Source organism: Streptosporangium sp. NPDC051023, assembly GCF_040689595.1.
Lineage (GTDB): Bacteria > Actinomycetota > Actinomycetes > Streptosporangiales > Streptosporangiaceae > Streptosporangium.
This window is the reverse complement of record NZ_JBFBCE010000006.1, coordinates 36,813-53,639: the sequence shown is the minus strand read 5'-3', so window position 1 is coordinate 53,639 and position 16,827 is coordinate 36,813. Positions and strand designations below refer to the sequence as shown.

Annotated in this window: 14 protein-coding genes; 5 read left to right on the top strand and 9 right to left on the bottom strand. The window is 69.9% G+C overall.

Annotated features, from left to right (window positions below):
• Positions 1–72: 72 nt before the first annotated feature.
• Positions 73–3,387: a glycosyl hydrolase family 18 protein gene (locus AB0395_RS05750; protein ID WP_366277423.1), complete on the bottom strand. Its 3,315-nt coding sequence runs from the start codon at positions 3,385–3,387 to the stop codon at positions 73–75.
• A 577-nt stretch (positions 3,388–3,964) separates the two neighbouring features.
• Between AB0395_RS05750 and AB0395_RS05745 the strand changes: the two genes are divergently transcribed.
• On the top strand, positions 3,965–4,645 hold the full coding sequence (locus AB0395_RS05745; protein ID WP_366277421.1) for a pyridoxamine 5'-phosphate oxidase family protein: 681 nt from the start codon (positions 3,965–3,967) through the stop codon (positions 4,643–4,645).
• 4 nt (positions 4,646–4,649) lie between these two features.
• On the top strand, positions 4,650–5,780 hold the full coding sequence (locus AB0395_RS05740; RefSeq protein ID WP_366277420.1) for a globin domain-containing protein: 1,131 nt from the start codon (positions 4,650–4,652) through the stop codon (positions 5,778–5,780).
• On the opposite strand, the gene AB0395_RS05735 is transcribed toward AB0395_RS05740, so the two are convergent.
• The 6 genes from AB0395_RS05735 to AB0395_RS05710 all read right to left on the bottom strand — a co-directional run bounded on the left by AB0395_RS05735 (position 5,746) and on the right by AB0395_RS05710 (position 12,107).
• Entirely contained in the window at positions 5,746–6,618 is an 873-nt protein-coding gene (locus tag AB0395_RS05735; protein WP_366277418.1) for an MBL fold metallo-hydrolase, read from the bottom strand. The genes AB0395_RS05740 and AB0395_RS05735 overlap by 35 nt on opposite strands.
• 113 nt (positions 6,619–6,731) lie before the next feature.
• Positions 6,732–6,959: a hypothetical protein gene (locus AB0395_RS05730; protein WP_366277417.1), complete on the bottom strand. Its 228-nt coding sequence runs from the start codon at positions 6,957–6,959 to the stop codon at positions 6,732–6,734.
• Positions 6,956–8,104: an inorganic phosphate transporter gene (locus tag AB0395_RS05725; protein ID WP_366277416.1), complete on the bottom strand. Its 1,149-nt coding sequence runs from the start codon at positions 8,102–8,104 to the stop codon at positions 6,956–6,958. The genes AB0395_RS05730 and AB0395_RS05725 overlap by 4 nt, the downstream gene beginning before the upstream one ends.
• 329 nt (positions 8,105–8,433) lie before the next feature.
• Entirely contained in the window at positions 8,434–9,885 is a 1,452-nt protein-coding gene (locus AB0395_RS05720; protein WP_366277414.1) for a hypothetical protein, read from the bottom strand.
• 315 nt (positions 9,886–10,200) lie between these two features.
• A complete protein-coding gene (locus tag AB0395_RS05715; RefSeq protein WP_366277412.1) occupies positions 10,201–10,860 on the bottom strand; it encodes a response regulator transcription factor in 660 nt (219 codons plus the stop codon).
• Positions 10,833–12,107, bottom strand: a complete 1,275-nt coding sequence (locus AB0395_RS05710; RefSeq protein WP_366277410.1) for a sensor domain-containing protein — start codon at positions 12,105–12,107, stop codon at positions 10,833–10,835. Before AB0395_RS05710 ends, AB0395_RS05715 begins: the two co-directional genes overlap by 28 nt.
• 134 nt (positions 12,108–12,241) lie before the next feature.
• Here AB0395_RS05710 and AB0395_RS05705 point away from each other — a divergent pair, with 134 nt between their 5' ends.
• The 3 genes from AB0395_RS05705 to AB0395_RS05695 all read left to right on the top strand — a co-directional run bounded on the left by AB0395_RS05705 (position 12,242) and on the right by AB0395_RS05695 (position 13,859).
• The gene (locus AB0395_RS05705) at positions 12,242–12,853 is read left to right on the top strand and encodes a methyltransferase domain-containing protein (protein WP_366277408.1); all 612 of its coding nucleotides are present in this window, start codon (positions 12,242–12,244) and stop codon (positions 12,851–12,853) included.
• Entirely contained in the window at positions 12,846–13,448 is a 603-nt protein-coding gene (locus AB0395_RS05700; RefSeq protein WP_366277407.1) for a DedA family protein, read from the top strand. Before AB0395_RS05705 ends, AB0395_RS05700 begins: the two co-directional genes overlap by 8 nt.
• Positions 13,449–13,529: 81 nt before the next feature.
• On the top strand, positions 13,530–13,859 hold the full coding sequence (locus tag AB0395_RS05695) for a hypothetical protein (protein WP_366277406.1): 330 nt from the start codon (positions 13,530–13,532) through the stop codon (positions 13,857–13,859).
• Between the two features lie 117 nt (positions 13,860–13,976).
• Here AB0395_RS05695 and AB0395_RS05690 read toward each other — a convergent pair whose 3' ends face one another.
• Positions 13,977–14,870: a serine/threonine-protein kinase gene (locus AB0395_RS05690; RefSeq protein ID WP_366277404.1), complete on the bottom strand. Its 894-nt coding sequence runs from the start codon at positions 14,868–14,870 to the stop codon at positions 13,977–13,979.
• A gap of 24 nt (positions 14,871–14,894) precedes the next feature.
• The gene (locus AB0395_RS05685) at positions 14,895–16,796 is read right to left on the bottom strand and encodes an N-6 DNA methylase (protein WP_366277403.1); all 1,902 of its coding nucleotides are present in this window, start codon (positions 16,794–16,796) and stop codon (positions 14,895–14,897) included.
• Between the last annotated feature and the right edge of the window lie 31 nt (positions 16,797–16,827).

Below are 16,827 nucleotides of genomic sequence, written 5' to 3'. Positions count from 1 at the left end.
GGTGCGGAAAGACATGTTCCGCCCGGCCGGAGAGGCCGGGCGGAACATGTCAGAGAATGTGCCGGAGAGAGGTCACCGCGGGTAGTCGAAGGCCATCCGATAGGACTTGCCGCCGAAGGTCACGGTGAAGTTGGACGGGGTCGCGATGGGCAGGTCGTAGCGGAGCTGGACCTCCTTCGACTGCCCGGGGGCGATGCTCTCCCAGTTCGGGACCGTCAGCCGGACCCGATGGAAGTCGCCCTTGAGGCCGCCGACGTTCGGTCCCGTGTGCCCGGTCGAGATGACCGACAGTGTCCAGCCGGTCGACTGGCTCATGGTCGCCGGGGCGGAGGTGCCGTAGTCGAACTCGATGGTGGCGCCGCCGGGGATGGTGGTCGTCGAGTTGTTGGTGAACTTGAGCTTGGGAGAGATCGGGTAGTTGGCGTCGCCGACCGCGTAGCCGTACAGCTCGGCCTGGACGTTCAGGGTGTCGGTCGGCATCGTCTTGCTGCCGGCCTTCAGGTTCCCGTACGGCGCGGCCGTCTTGAAGGTGTTGTAGATCTTCGTGGTGAGCGTGTCGCCGATGAAGTACTCGCCCTTGCCGTTGTCACGGCTGGGGTAGTAGTTGTAGTCGCCGGCCAGCTCCCAGATCATGATGCCGCCGAGGCCCTTGCTGGCCACGTAGTCGGCCTTCGCCTGGACGGACTGGTCGTCCTCCGTTGACAGGTAGACCTTCTTGTCGTTGTTCCACAGCCAGGGGGCGACCATGGAGGAGGAGTACTTGCGGGCGTAGGTGCCCGAGATGCGGTCGGTCGGGTCGGTGTCCGGCGTGAGGCCGTACTGGGTGATGTAGCTACCCTGCTTGCCCTCCTGCAGGTTCTTGAAGTGCCAGACCGGGTTGACGCCCGCGGGAACCTCCTTGCCCGCCTTGTCCAGGTCGTGCCAGAGGTTGTCGATGCCGATCGCGCCGTCGCCGCACGGCACCTTGGAGCCGATCTTGCCGCCGGTGCCCTCGGGGCAGTTGTTCTGGTCGGGCAGGTCGGAGGTGCCCCAGAGGCCGTCGGTGCCGCCGGTGACGTGCTGCCATCCCCGGCTGTAGTAGCCGAGGCCGAGGTTGATCCGGCCTGATTGCATCGCGCCGCGTAGGTGGTGGTAGGCCCAGTCACCGTTCATGTAGCCGATGCCACTGTAGGTGCCGTAGACGTTCCAGTACTTCATCTCGGCGTCGCTGCCGTCGTCGTACAGGGCCTGCAGCGGGCCGACGAAGTGGTTCCACGCCCCGTGCAGGTCGTAGGTCATCATGTTGGCGTAGTCGAGGTACGGGGTGACCTGGTAGGACTCGCTGCCGCGCAGGATCCAGCCGGAGGCGGTCGTGGCGGCGGTGAGCAGGTAATACTTGCCGTCGGCCGCCGCGGCGGCGTCCAGCTTCTGGCGCAGCGTCTTCATCAGGTTGACGTATCCGGCCATCAGCGTGGCGCGGCGCGGGTTGGAGAAGCTGAAGTCGTCGGGGTTGCCGGCGTTGGGGGCGGAGGTCGCGTACTCGTAGTCGATGTCCACGCCGTCGAAGCCGTAGTCCTTGATGAACTTCACGGCCGAGTCGGCGAAGGTGTTGATGCTCGCCTGCGAGGCGGTCATCGTGTAGAAGCCGCCGCTGGCCTGCCGGGTGCCGTTGTCATCGAGGTAGCCGCCGGTCTCGGCCCAGCCGCCGATCGACAGCATCGTCTTGACGTTGGGGTGCTGCTTCTTGAACTTGTTGAGCAGGTTGAAGTGGCCCTTGTAGGAGTACGCCGGATCCATCTCGGCGCCCGCGACGCCCGGCCACTCCATGCCGATGGAGGGGTTGTTCGGCCCGGGGGAGCCGACGGAGACCTTGCCCTGCCCGTCGATGTGGGCGAAGGCGTAGTTGATGTGGGTGATCTTGTCCCACGGGATGTCCTTGGCGAGGTAGGCGGGAGAGCCATCCTTGCCGGTCCGCCAGCTGGTGAAGTAGCCGACCACGCGGCGCGGGTGGTCGGCGCCCATCTTCTCGCGCCCGTCGGTGTCGTAGACGGTGCAGTACGGCACGCCGGTCACGCCGGGCGACTGGTAGAGGCCGTCGGGCCTGCAGGCAGACTGGTCGGTGGGCAGCTTGTCGGTGCGTACGGTGACCGTTCCCGAGAAGGCGGACTGGTTGCCCGCCGCGTCCTTGGCGCGGACCTTGAAGGTGTACTCGGTGTCCGCGGTCAGGCCGCTGATGGTGGTGGTCGTGCCCGGCGGCGTCCCCGTCACAGTGGCGGCGGAGGAGTCGCCCTTGTAGACCTCGTACGCGGTGACGCCCTTGTCGTCGGTCGAGGCGCCCCACTGGAGGGTCACGCTGTTGTTCGTCTTGCCGGTCGCGGTCGGCGTGCCCGGTGTGGTCGGCGCGTCGGTGTCCGGCTTGTCGGTGCGTACGGTGACCGTTCCCGAGAAGGCGGACTGGTTGCCCGCCGCGTCCTTGGCGCGGACCTTGAAGGTGTACTCGGTGTCCGCGGTCAGGCCGCTGATGGTGGTGGTCGTGCCCGGCGGCGTCCCCGTCACAGTGGACGCCGACGAGTCCCCGTTGTAGACCTCGTACGCGGTGACACCCCGGTTGTCGGTCGAGGCGCCCCACTGGAGGGTCACGCTGGTGGTCGTCCTACCGGTCGAGGCCGGTGTTCCGGGCGTCGTCGGAGCCTCGGTGTCCGGGGTCTCGTCCTTGAGGGTGCGTACGGTGGTCGCCGGGGAGGACGGCGACTCCTGGTTGGCGGTGTCTCTGGCCTTGACCGTGAAGGTGTACTCGGTGTCGGGGGTGAGGCCGTCGACCGTGGCCGAGGCGGTCGTGACCGACTTGACCTTGGTGGCGCCCTGGTAGACGTCGTATCCGTTGACGCCCTTGTCGTCGGTCGAGGCGGCCCAGGTCAGGGCCACGCTGTTGGTCGTCGGGGTCGCGACCGGCTTGCCCGGCGCGGTCGGCGGGGTGTCCGGCGGGGGACCGCCCTCGCACGGGTTGCCGTTGATCTTGCAGTTGGCCGGGGGCGTGGTCGGCCCCATTCCGACGAAGCCGAAGCTGTTGCCGCCGGTGCTTCCGCCCGCGGGCACGTTGGCGTTGCCGCTTCCCGGCTTCACGGTCACATGGCTGCCGCTTATGGTCGGTGTGCCGTTCCACCAGTTGCCGATGGACTGGCCGGAGTTGAGGTCGAATTCGAGGGTCCAGGTGGTCGCGGCGGTGGTGCCGGAGTTCTTCACCTCGTACCCGCCCTGCCACCAGGTGCCGCGGTCAGAGGCGGTGAACTTGGCTGTCAGCGTCGCCGCGGCATGCGCGGCAGGCGCACCGACCACGGCCATTCCCGCTGTGGCGGTCGCGTACATGACCGCCACGGCGACTGCTCTCCACGAACGGAGACGGGACATCGTGCTTCCTCTCTAATGGAGCAGGTAAGGCGTGTGTCCCCCGAGATCGTTCTCGCGCGCGCGTGTGACCTTCCTCTTGAAGAGGCCGAAGCCGCCTGTCAAGGAAGCAACAAACAAGAAACCTTCTTATTTAATTCGGGAAGCTACTCGCGCTGACATACACCGTCAACCCTTAGTTTTTCCACCTGTCCGACCGTGTTCGCGCGGGTGCGCAGACGCGAAAACCCCTGCCGTCCCGCTGTCGTCCCGCGGGGGTGAAAACGCGCTTCCGCCTGCGGTGATGTCGCCGTGCCCGCCGTACCCCATCGGTTTCGAGGGAAATATCCGATCGATTGCGTTTGGCGCGATCGGGCCGGGGTAGGTGGGGCGACCGAGGCTCAAGTGGTCTGCGTGACCGATGAAGGAAAGTTTCGTAAACATTCCGGACAGACATGATTTATGGTTTAGGCTCCATCGCTTATGTGGGCGAAGGGGTCGGTGTGGTGTTCTCATCACCGGTCGCCGCCGGATGCCGGACCGGTGTTCGCCCAGGTCGAGGGCCTCATTGCCCGCGACAGATGGGAGCGATGTCGAGTTGATGAACCAGCACACGCCGTACGACGATCTGGACGGTGAAGAGAACTTTCCCGGGTCGAGGGGGGAGCACGTGCTCCAGCGCCTGTTCGACACCCAGGACAGGGCGAAACGGTTCTACGAACGCCAGGTCGCCGATCACCTGACGGCGCACATGCGGGAGTTCATTGCCCGGCAAGAGATGGTCTTCGTGGGGACCTCCGACGCCTCGGGTAACTGCGACACGACGTTCAGGGCGGGCCCGCCCGGGTTCGTCAGAGTGCTGGACGGGACCAGGCTCATGTACCCGGAGTTCCGCGGCAACGGCGTGCTCGCCAGCCTCGGCAACATCCTGGAGAACCCGCATCTCAGCCTGCTGTTCGTCGACTTCTTCGAGGACCTGGTCGGGCTGCACGTCAACGGCGCGGCCACCATCACGACCGCCTACGACGCCGCCCGCCGCCACGGCCTGGTCGACGAGGACATGACGGCGCCGGGCCGTAAGGCAGAGCGCTGGGTCATGATCGAGGTCGAGGAGGCCTACATCCACTGCTCGAAGCACATCCCGCTGCTGGCCAGGCTGGACCGCAGGCGGCGCGACACCGAGGGGCGCAGGCCCGCGGGGGACGACTACTTCGGGGTCGGGCGGACGAGGGAGTCTTCGGTCGAACGGGAGCGAGAAGAGGCAGGAAAGTCGGCCGGGTGACGACATGACGATCAACATTGGGCTGATCCGCCACAGCTGGCTGCTCGTCGCGCCGGCGGCGGAAAAGGTAAGCATGCACTTCTACGGCAAGCTCTTCTCCGACTATCCACAGGTCCGCGATCTGTTCCCGCCCGCGATGGACCTCCAGCGCGACCGCCTGCTCAAGGCGCTGACCCAGGTGGTGCTCAACCTGGAGAACGGCGACGCGCTGGGCGACTATCTCGGTCAGCTCGCGCGGGACCACAGGAAGTACGGCGTTCGCCCCGAGCATTACCCCGCGGTGGGGCGCTGCCTGGTCGCCGCGATGCGGGCGAACGCGGGAGGAGCCTGGCTGCCCGTCTACGACGAGGCGTGGACGACCGCCTACAACTACATCGCCGAGGTGATGATTCAGGCGGCGGAGGAGGACGCCGCCCACGCGCCCCCCTCCTGGACCGGCACCGTGGTCTCGCACGAGGTGCGCACCCCCGACATCGCCGTGATCAGTGTCGAGCCCGACCAGCCGTACCCCTTCAGGGCGGGTCAGTACACCACCCTGCAGAGCGCGCACTGGCCCAGGGTGTGGCGTCCCTACTCGATCGCCAACGCGCCAAGGCACGACAACCGGCTCTCCTTCCATGTGCGGGCCGTACCGGGTGGCTGGGTCAGCACGGCGCTGATGAGGCACACCCGCCCCGGCGACAGCATCCTGCTGGGCCCTCCGAGGGGTTCGCTCGTGCTCGAGCGGGCGCGCACCTCGCACCTGGTGTTCCTCGCGGGTGGCACCGGTCTCGCCCCGCTCAAGGCGCTCGTCGAGGAGTCGGCGTGGATGGCCGACCGTCCCTCCATCGACCTCTTCCATGGCGTCCGGCGCAGCGCGGACGCCTACGACACCTACGACCTGCGCCGCCTCCGGTCACAGCACAAACGCCTGCGGGTCATCCAGGCGGTCTCCGAGGAACCGGCGCACTGGCCCCAGCACACCGCGGTCGACGCCCTCGAGTATCACCGGGTCGTCCCGGACGGGGACGTCTTCGTGTGCGGATCGCCGGAGATGGTGCGCGAGACGATCGTCCGCCTGCTGGCCATGGGGGTGCGCAGCGACCGCGTGCACACCGAGTTCACCCCGGACAGCCCCAGCTTCGTGCCCTCATGATCTCCCGTCCCCCTGGCGCGGGGGGCGGGCCGTCCAGGGGGCGGCCAAGCGCGGTGACGGTGGTTTCCCGCGGGTAGGGCGACAGCTGTACGGCCTCCTCAAGGCCCATCCTGCCCGCGGCCACCTCCCGGCAGAGCTCCGCGACCGCGGCGATCTCGGCGCGCTGGGCAACGACGAACCCGCGGTCGACCGGATCGCCGTGGCCGGGCACGACCGTGCCGTCTCCGGGGCCGAGCAGCCCGAGCAGCCCGTCGAGGGCGGGGGGCCAGCCGAGGGGATGGGCGTCCTCGTAGTCGGGCGGCGCGCCGTTCTCCACCAGGTCGCCCGCGAACACCACGCCGGCGTCAGGTACGTGGACCACGAGGTCGTTGCCGGAGTGGCCGGGGCCGAAGTGGGACAGGACGACGCGCCTTCCGCCGACGGACAGCTCGGCGACACCGGTCACCAGCCGGTCGGGCAGCACGATCTCCGTCGCGGCGATGTCGTCCGCGATCCCGTCGTCTCCCCGCTCTCGGTACCACCGCGCCCAGGTGTCCCTGGCCGCGGCCCCGTTCTCCGCGAGGTCGGCCCGGCAGTCCTCGTGGGCCCAGACGGGACACTCGAGGAAGGACCGTGTCCCGAAGCTGTGGTCGAAGTGCGAGTGGGTGATCACCACCGTCCACGGGGCCCGCGTGATCCGCCGCACCTCTGCGGCCAGCTCCGCGCCCTGCCGCTCATCGCCCCTGGTGTCGACCACCAGGCAGCCGCCGTCGCCGACGACCAGCCCGGCCGACAGGTCCAGCTCGGCGTGGCGCCGTACCAGCACCCGGTCGGCCACCTCGACCCATTGCCCATCCATGGGCCGCATTCTTTCCCATCGGCGGTCCCGCGCTCACGGGCCGCCCCGATGCCACCTCGATGCCACCTCGAGGCCGCCCGCCACGAGGGAGGCGGGCGGCCGTGAGAGGGGGCTCACTTGTTGAGCATCACCGAGATCCCGAGGACGACTCCGGCCGCGACGACCAGGAAGCTGACCACGGCGACGACCCAGCCGAGCGGGCGCCCGGCCCCGTCATCGGAGGACTGCGTCGAGGCCAGGCCGACCAGGCCGACCGAGAAGATCGCCACAAGTCCCGCACCCCCGAGGAGCGCGGCGACCAGAACCCGCCACAGGGCGTCGAAATCGAGATAGGCGTTCACACGGCCTCCTTCACCGTCGAGGGCGTCGGCCGCCCGGTCCACTCCTCGTTGACGTTCGAGGCGTTCACAGCCGTACGGCGGGAGGCCAGGTACAGGCCGACTCCGCCGAGCACCGCCAGCAGGAAGACCACGGTCACCCCGCCCGCGCCGCCGATGAGGTCGGATCCCTTCCACGCGATGGCGCCGACGATGGCGGCGGCGGGCAGCGTCAGCAGCCACGCGGTGGCCATCTGGCCCGCCACGTTCCACCGCACCTCGGCCAGTCGCTTGCCGAGGCCCGAGCCGATCACCGACCCCGCGCACACGTGCGTCGTCGACAACGGGAACCCGAAGTGGGACGAGGCGAAGATCACCGCGGCCGAGGAGCCCTCGGCCGCGAAGCCCTGTGGCGTGTCGATCTCGGTCAGGCCCTTGCCGAGCGTACGGATGATCCGCCAGCCGCCGAGATAGGTGCCCAGCGCGATCGCGGTCGCGCTGCCGACGATCACCCAGAGCGGCGGGTTCGCGTCCTTGCCGAGCGTGCCGTTGGCGATCAGCGCGAGCGTGATGATGCCCATGGTCTTCTGGGCGTCGTTGGTTCCGTGGGCGAGCGAGACCAGGGAGGCGGACCCGATCTGGCCGAACCGGAAGCCCCTGCTGCGAATCCCGTCGGGAACCTTCCTGGTGATCACATAGACAAGATAGGTTCCCACGGTCGCGACCAGCATGGCGGCCAGCGGCGCGAGGACGGCGGGGATCAGCACCTTCGACACGATGCCCGCCCCCTTCACGGCCGAGGGGCCGGCGGCGATCAGCGTCGCCCCGACCACCCCGCCGATCAGCGCGTGTGACGAGCTCGAGGGGATGCCGAAGTACCAGGTCAGGAGGTTCCACGCCAGGCCGCCGACCAGCCCGGCGAAGACCACGGTGAGCGTGATGGCTCCCGCCTCGACGATGCCCTTGGCGATGGTCGCCGCGACGGCGAGGGAGAGGAAGGCTCCGACAAAGTTGAGGATCGCCGACAGAGCTACGGCGATCTTGGGGCGTAACGCACCGGTGGCGATGGAGGTCGCCATGGCGTTGGCCGTGTCATGGAATCCGTTGGTGAAGTCGAAGGCGAGCGCGGTGGCGACCACGACGCCCAGCAGTACGGTGTTGGCGTCCATAACACCTGTATGACCCCGTGACGCCTAATGACCCTTAAAGGGCGGCCCCTTTTGGAGAATTCATTCCTTGTACGGCTGGCTGTCACCGAACGTCGGCTAGGGGATGAGGACTGATCATCTGAGGCCAATCGCCGGATTCCACCGCCGATCCCGGTCGCCGAAACCCGGCCCTCACCTCCGATGGCCGGATCTTGACCATCGGTTCCCGATCATTGCTTCTCGATCACCGGACCCGGCCGTCCAGGGATACCGATCACTCGGTCATCCGGAATCGGGCCCGGCGTCGAGCGGCCCGTGGCGCCTTCTCCCGAGGCGCCACGGGCCGCTTGTCAGGTGCAGGTCACGCTGTAGGAGACGGGGTCGGAAGCCGCCCTGTTCGGCGAGAGGATCTCCAGGTAACCGGTCACCGGGCCGCTGGACTTGATCGCCCGCCACGAGTCCCACACGGCCGTCTTCGTCAGGGGGCCGCCCGCGGGGAAGTCGATCTTCTCGACGGGGCTCGAGGTGCCGTTGTCGAACACCCAGGCGTACTCGACGGGCTGGCTGGTCGGAGCCGAGACCGTGATCGTCGCGGTGGCCTTCAGATTGACCGGGCACGCGCCCGTATGTGAGGACGGCGTGATCCTGGGGTCCGTCACCGAGAGCACGTTGCCGCCCGTGTTCGGGGCCGGAGGCCTGCCGTCACACGTCAGGGAGTACTCGGTGGCCTCTGACCTCACCTGTGCGGGGCTGAGGACGTCCACGAATATCCTGCCTGCCTGGCTGCGGGAGGTGTACCACGAGTGGAGCAGCCGCTGGGCCGACGGCCCGGTGATCGTGACGGTCTCCTGCTGCCAGGTGCCGCCGTCCGCCCACCGCCACCGGTAGGTGAGGTCGAAGGGGAAGCTCGTCCCCTTGGGTGCCGTCTTCCAGGGGAGGGAGACGGTCCTGGTCAGGTCTCCCGCGTCTTTGAACTCCCATCTGCCCGGCACCCTCGTGCCGTCGCCGCGCCGCCACTCATAAGTGACGACGGTCGGCTTCGAGGCGGCGATGTCCGCGGTGAAGGTGACGTCGACCGGCGCGGTGCACGGCCCCTGGAAGGCCGCGGGGGTCACCTTGAGGCCGGTGACCGACGCGGTGGCGGGCACGGGCGTGGGTGTGCAGGTCACCGAGTAGGGCGCCCTGTTCGAGGTGTCCAGCACCCTGCCGTCCCGGTCCAGGATCTCGATCCACCGGGTGCCGGAGGCGCTCGCCAGGAACGTACGGCTCACGCCGACCGAGCGCTGCGGGGAGTCCTTGGCGGCGAACCACAGGTCCTGCCTGTCCATGGCACCACCGTCACTGTCGACCCACCGGTAGGAGACGGCCGCGGGAACGCGGGAGACCCGGAAGGTCCCCGAGAAGCTCAGCGTCCTGCCGGGAGCCGTACAGGGCCCCGAGTAGCCGTCCACCGTCACGTGCGCCGACGCCTTCGGCCCCCGCCGGTCGCCGGTCGACGGTTTCCGGCCCTGGATGTCCTTCTGCCCCTCACAGGAGACGGAGAAGTCAGCTCGCCTCGACGTCAGTTTCACCGGGCTGAGCACCTGTACGGCCTGCCAGCCGCGGGCGGTGCCGCTGAAGGTCCGCCGCTCCTTCAGCCTGACGACTTTCGCGCCCGCCTTGACCGTGGTGACCGGCCCCCTGGTGCCGTCGCCGCGCACCCAGCGGTACCTCACCGTCGGGGCGCCCCTGACGGCGACGTCCGCCGAGAACGTCACCGAGGCCGGGCACGGCCCGCTGTAGCTGCCGGGGGACGCTCGCACTCCCGCCACCTCGACCACAGGGGCCGCAGCCTGAGCCGGCGCGGCGAGAAAGCCCGCCGCCAACGATGTTGACAACGAGAAGGCGGCCACCGCCGTCAATGCGGCGCGCCACCGTGACCCGAGAACATATGTGCGTCACTCTCTCTGCTTCCACTATGAGCGCGCACAGCGTGCCAGGGGTGACTTGTGCTTCTCTTGTGAGTCGCTGCACCGGGGGTGTCCTGTGGTCCCAGGACGTCCCCGGGACGTCCTGGGACATTTCCGGGACGTCTTCCAGCCCGTGAAAGACGCCTTCCGGTCCCTGAGGGACGTCTTCTAGCCCCTGAGGTAGGTCACCACGGCCAGCACCCTGCGGTGGTCGTCCTCCGCGGGCGGCAGGTCCAGCTTGGTCAGGATGTTGCCGATGTGCTTGCCGACGGCGGCCTCCGAGACCACCAGGCTCCTGGCGATCGCCGCGTTCGAGCGGCCCTCGGCCATCAGCGCGAGGACCTCCCGCTCGCGCGGCGAGAGCCTGCCGAGCGGGTCGCGGCGGCGGCGCAGCAACTGCCTGACCACCTCGGGGTCCACGACCGTCCCGCCCTCGGCGACGCCGTGCAGCGCGTCGACGAACTCCTCGACGTCACCGACCCGGTCCTTGAGGAGGTAGCCGACCCCGGTGCCGTCGCCGGAGTCGAGCAGCTCGCTCGCGTACGTCTGCTCGACGTACTGGCTCAGCACCAGGACGGGCAGACGCGGGTCGGCCGTGCGGAGCGCGACCGCGGCCCGCAGCCCCTCGTCGGTGAAGCCCGGCGGCATCCGCACGTCGGTGACCACGATGTCCGGCGCGTGGGCCCCCACCGCATCGACGAGCGTCTCAGCGTCGCCGACCGACGCCACCACCCTGTGCCCGAACCGGGTCAGCAGTCCGGCCAGCCCCTCGCGCAGGAGCACGCCGTCTTCGGCGAGGACTATTTCGAGCGATCGATCGGCGCGCAAGGGATCTCCACACGTAGCAGGGTAGGGCCGCCGGCCGGGCTGGAGAGCATCAGCCTGCCGTCGACGACGGAGACGCGGTCGGCCAGTCCCGCGAGCCCGGTTCCCTCGGACGGGTCGGCGCCGCCCGCGCCGTCGTCACGGATCTCCATCACGAGACGACCCCGCTCGAGATGGCCGACGACGGAGGCGTGCTCGGCGCCGCTGTGTTTCGCCATGTTGGCCAGCGCTTCGGAGACCACGAAGTAGGCGACGGACTCCACGGTCTCCGGCAGACGTGGGAGCGTGACGGAGACCTCGACCGGTATCGGCGAACGGTCGGCCACGTCGGCGACGGCGGCGGGCAGCCCCCGGTCGGTGAGGATCTGCGGGTGGATGCCCCTGATCAGGTCACGGATCTCGGCGAGGGCCAGCTTCGCCTGATCGTGGGCCCGTACGACCAGCTCCGCCGTCTCCTCGCCGTCCGTCAGTCTGGCCATGCCGAGCGTCATCGTCAGCGCGACCAGCCGTTGCTGTGCGCCGTCGTGCAGGTCGCGCTCGATCCGCCGCCGCTCCGACTCGAAGGCGTTGACCAGGCGGGTCCTGGACCGGGCGATCTCGGCGAGCCGCTGCCCCGTCTCGGTGTCCTTGGGGGCGAGGAGCACCCTGGCCAGCATGCTGTGGGCCACGGCGAGCAGCGTCAGCGGATAGAGGGCCAGGACGAGCCAGACCACTCCGATGGCGAGCGCGGCGAGCGCTTTCGCGTCATTGTCGACCAGCCAGAACTTCAACACGTTGACGGTGCCCGTCTGGGAGCGCAGGGCCGGTGTCAGGATCATCGTCGCGGGCATGCCCAGCCCGAAGGTCATTGCGACCAGCTCGATCGGCCACAGCAGCGTGACCATCAGGACCAGATAGGCCAGCTCGCGCCAGGTGGCCTGCTCCTGGACGCGGAACCACAGCCACGCGCGGATCCCCGGCGCCTCCGGTTTCCGGTGCGGGGTCACGGCGGGGTCCGGGTCGATGATCCGCAGCCTGCGGCGTTCGACAGCGGCCACCGGGATCCCGCTGAACCCGAGCGCCAGCAGCAGCGGAACGCCGACCAGCACCGTCGCCAGGACCGTGCCCATGAACAGGGTCGCCAGGAAGACCACCAGGACGACCTCGCCGAAGAGCACGCCGGTGATCAGGTAGGCGAGCGAGCGCCACGGCCAGGAGGTGCGCGCCAGATCCCACCGAGTGAGAGCCCGCCACACCGCCGATGATTGCATCCGACGATGCTATGGCCCCAGGTGAGCCGCTCCCAGCGGGGCAGGTCCACTCCCGGGGGTATGGCCAGGCATACCCCCAAGACTAGGTCCCGGCGCCCTGTGGCCGACGCCTCCGCGACGGTGTCATGGGGGCCATGAACCAGACAGCCGTACTCCCGGATCTCCAGGCCTTCCTGTCGGCCGCGCTGCGCAGGCAGAGGGTCGTCGGCGCCATCGCGCCGAGCTCTCCCGCGCTGGCCAGGGCGCTCAGCGCGGTGGTCCCCACGAGCGGCACACCGGTGGTGGTCGAGCTGGGCCCCGGCACCGGCCCGATCAGCGAGGTCATCCGTGAACGGCTCGCCCCCGGCTCCCGCCACCTGGCCGTCGAGATCGACGCGGACCTGGTCGCGCACCTGCGCAGGACCAGACCGTGGCTGGACACCCTGCACGGCGACGCCGCCGACCTGGGGAAGCTGCTGGCCGCTGTGGGGGTCGAGCGGGCGGACGCGGTCGTCAGCACGCTGCCGTGGTCGCTGTTCCCCGGTGAGACACAGGAACGCATCCTCCGCGAGATCAGCGAGGTGCTCGCCCCCGCGGGGGCGTTCACGACGGTGACCTACCTGCACGCGCTGCCGCTCGCGGGGGCCAGGGCCCTGCGGCGGCGGTTGCGCTCGGCCTTCGACGAGGTGCTGATCACCGGCCCGGTCTGGCGGAACCTGCCGCCGGGGATGACGTACGTGTGCCGCAGACCGGTCAACCGTGTCTGATCTGCTCGGCCACCTCCCGCCACCGCTGCTGCTCGCCGTCGCGTGGCTGTTCCTCGTGGCCGAGGCAGGACTGTTGATCGGTGTTGTGCTGCCGGGAACGAGCGTGCTGCTCGCCCTCGGCTACTTCTCCTACCTGGGTGTCGTGCCGCTCGGCGCGGCCGTCGTGGTCGCGGCCTGCGCGGCGGTCGCGGGCACCAACCTCTCCTACCTGTGGGGACGCCGCCGCATGGGCGAGCCGACGTTCCACCGGCTCGCCCCCGGGCGCTGGGACCGGCCTCGCGAACTGCTTGCCAGGTACGGCCGCTGGGCTGTGGTCGGCGGGCAGTGGTTCGGCAGCGCCCGCACCCTCACCCCGCGCCTGGCGGGCTGGGCGGGCATGCCGTACCGGGTCTTCGTCGTGGCGAGCCTGCCGACCGCCTGCGCCTGGGCGGCGGTGCTGGTCGCCCTCGGCCGTTACGTCGCGCCGGAGATCGTCCAGCCGTTCGTCACCCACCTGACCGTCCTCGGCCCCGCCGTGATCGTCGCGGCCCTGATCCTCGCCTGGGTGGTTCGTGCCAGGCTGAGGGCCGCGGCGCGCGGGGAGAGACCGCGCTGAGTGTCGCCGCTTCGCCGGGTCAAGAACCCATTGGCAGACGTTGGGCGTGGCGAACTTCCGCCCATGGGAAAGAGCCCCGACATGACAGTGAAGTCCGCGACGGCCTTCTGCGGGACGGTGGGTTTCGCGCTCGTCCTCGCCCTGGGCGTGCTCCTCGCGGGACACGGCGCCCGTGCCGCGACGATCCCGGGGAGCGCGGCGCGAACGGCCGCGCCGACCCCTCCGCCCGGCGCGCCCCCGGCCTCCGCCTCCCCGTCCGGTACCCCCGTGGTCATCGGGCCCACGCCCGCCGTACGGCCGAAGCCTCGCAAACGGGGTAGAGCCCTCCGCCACCATCACCGTGACCTGCTGGACTGCATGGAGCGGTGGAACGTCAGATGCGAGCGGGGGACCGCACACCGCGGGCGATGACCGGGAGCGCCGCCGCCCCGTCGTTCAGGCACCCGGGAGAGTCCAGGCACCCCGGAGAGTCGTCCAGGGAACTTCGGGGAGGGGGCCGTGGGGCAGGCGTCCTCCCGAACCCCTCCGTCAGGCCAGGACGCGGCCGACCACGCGGGCGTACATCCGCCCGGGGCTGGGAACGGACGGCGGGTTGAGGAAGCCGGGCAGCATCGGCAGGTCGACGGCGAAGGGCTGCAGGCGCTCGTAGAGGACGTGGGCTCCCGAGGGGCGCTGTTCCGGGTCCTTCTCCAGGAGGTCCTGGATCAGCCGGTTCAGTTCGGCGGGGACGCCCCGGACGGCGGGCGGGCGCTCCTTCACCTGGCGTTCGAACACGGCGTACTCGGTCGGCCCGGTGAAGAGCTGCTCACCCGTCAGCATCTCGTGCATCACGCAGCCCAGGGCGTACAGATCGCTGCGGGGATCGACGACGCCGCTCTGTATCTGCTCCGGGGCCATGTAGGCCGGGGTGCCGAGGATCTGGCCGATCCGGGTGAACTGGGCCGAGTCCGCGTCGCGGAGTATGGCGAGGCCGAAGTCCAGCACCTTGACGCTGCCGTCCGGGCAGAGCATCAGGTTGGTCGGTTTGAGGTCGCGGTGGTAGATGCTCAGCGCGTGGGCGGCGGCCAGCACCGCGCAGGCCTGCGCGGCGATCGCCGCGGCCCAGGGGACGGGGAGCGGGCCGTGCTCGCTGAGCAGGTCGGCCACGGTGACTCCCGCGATGAACTGCATCACCTGGAACAGCCGGTGGTCGAAGGTGCCGAAGTCGTAGAGGACGGGGGCGCCGGGGTGCTCCAGCTTCGCCAGGATGCGCGCCTCGCGGAGGAAACGTCGCTTGAGCTCCTCGTCGGGGCCCGTGACGAGCCGCAGGAACTTGACGGCGACCTTGCGGTCGAGATGCCTGTCGTGACCTGCGTACACGGCGCCCATGCCGCCCTGGCCGAGAGGAAGGTCGTCGAGCACATACCGGTCGCCGATGACCATCCGGCCCTCCCATGCCTGCGGGAATCACACTCCTTGGTCGCACGGCCGGAGATGACCGTCAACCAGTCCGTCAAAGCCTAGCCGGATCAAGGTTTCCCCCAGTGCGGTCGTCTCGCGCAACCTGTCCTCCAGCGCGAACAACTCGCGGAAGGCGGTGCCGTACCGGCGCTGCTCGGCCAGCGGCAGCATCGGCACCCTGGCCCGCCGTACGTCGAGGCGGCTGGAACTGGGGTGGACCCGCGCGGCGTCCGCCGAGCGTAGAAAACCGGCGAGGAAGTCGGCGTCGAGCCGCTGGGTGTCCACTCGGTAGAGCGTGAGCTGCGGGCCGAGCGCGGCCCCGCTCCGGGTGATCACCCTGACCGCGCCGAGAACGGTGGTCACGACGTCACCCGGCCCGACCATGACCAGCGCCGGATCCAGGGTCGTCCTGCCGGAGGGGGCGGTTCCCAGGGCGGTGTCCTCCGCGGTCAGCACCGGCAGCGGGCCCTTGTCGACGGACATTCTGGGTGGGGCCTGCAGGATGGTGATCAGGCCCGCCTTCGCCAGCTCGCCGACGGTGGTCGTGGGTAGGTCCTGCCGCTCGGCGAGCAGTTCGAGGGCGGGAGGCGCGCCGGAGAGCGTCGCCGAGGTGCCCCTGAACCGGTCCAGCGCCTCGGTGAAGTCGCGCAGGAAGTCGGGGCCGCCCTGCTGGGGGCGATTGCGCGCGAGGCTGAGGTCCACCTCGTCGTCGAGCAGGTCGATGATCCGCACGGTACGGCTCTCGCCGCCGGACAGCTCGGCCTCGGGGGCGTCGGTGTAGGCGCGCCACGCGGGCTCGACGATTGACAGGTCCTCGCTCGCGTCCACGACCAGGAGTCGGGACGGGGGGCGCTCGCCGTCGGGGCGGCGCAGCAGCCATAGGTCGGGGCCGCCGGCGCCGAGTGTGATCACGGCCCGCAGCGCCCCCGCGCGCAGCAGGTTGCCCCTGATCCGCTTGCCGGGACGGCGGCTCGCCGCGGCGGCCGGCATCAGGATCGCGACCAGGCCACCGGGACGCACCCGGGCCAGGCAGTGTTGCACCCATGCCAGCTCCGACTCCCCGCGTGGCGGCAGGCCGTACTCCCAGCGGGGATCGCCGGTCAGCTCCTCATAGCCCCAGGCGCGCTCGTTGAACGGGGGGTCGCAGACCACGGCGTCCGCCAGCTCGCCCGCGAGGCCGTCCTCGCGGAGCGAGTCGCCCGCGACGATTCGCGCCTTGGCCCCGCGCAGCAGCACCCGCACCGCGGTGAGCAGGGCGTTCGTCTCGTTGAGCTCCTGCCCGAGTGAGCTCTCCGCGTTCAGCAGGAGGGTCCCGACACCACAGGCGGGGTCGAGGACGGTCCCGCCGTTCTGGCCGGCCAGCCGCTGCATGAGCGCGGCCACGTCGTCCCTGGTGACGGAGAGCCTGCGGGAGTGGGCCTCGACGTAGCGCTCGCAGAGGAACTCGAAGGCCCGCAGGGGCCCGTGCTCGGTGGCCAGCTCGGCCACGAGGCGCAGTAGCGCCGAGTCGTCGAGGCGGAGCCCGGGGGAACCGGGAAGGTCGGCTGTCGCCGCGGCCACGCGGCCGAGGGAGCGCCTGCCGTGCTCGCGCCAGGCCTCCGGCTCGCGGTGCAGGAACAGCAGGAACGCGCCGACCGCGCCGACCACGTCACCCAGGCGCAGGTCGTCGACGGAGGTGCGGAGCCGCTGCCAGACCAGGTCGCCGAGGGAGACCTCGAAGGACTTGCCGTTGCGGCGCAGCCACGTGGCGACCTCGGGCAGGGAGAAAAGCGGGCTGGAGGTGGTTCCGCCAACCGGCTGGGGGAAGTCATCGTGGCGGCGGCGCCAGTTGCTGACCGCGGCACGGCCGACGGCGGCGAGCCGGGCGATGTCGCCCGCGTTCACCGTGATGTCCTGGCTCTCCTCCATACTGGGCCAGAGTAGTTGACTGTGCCGCAAC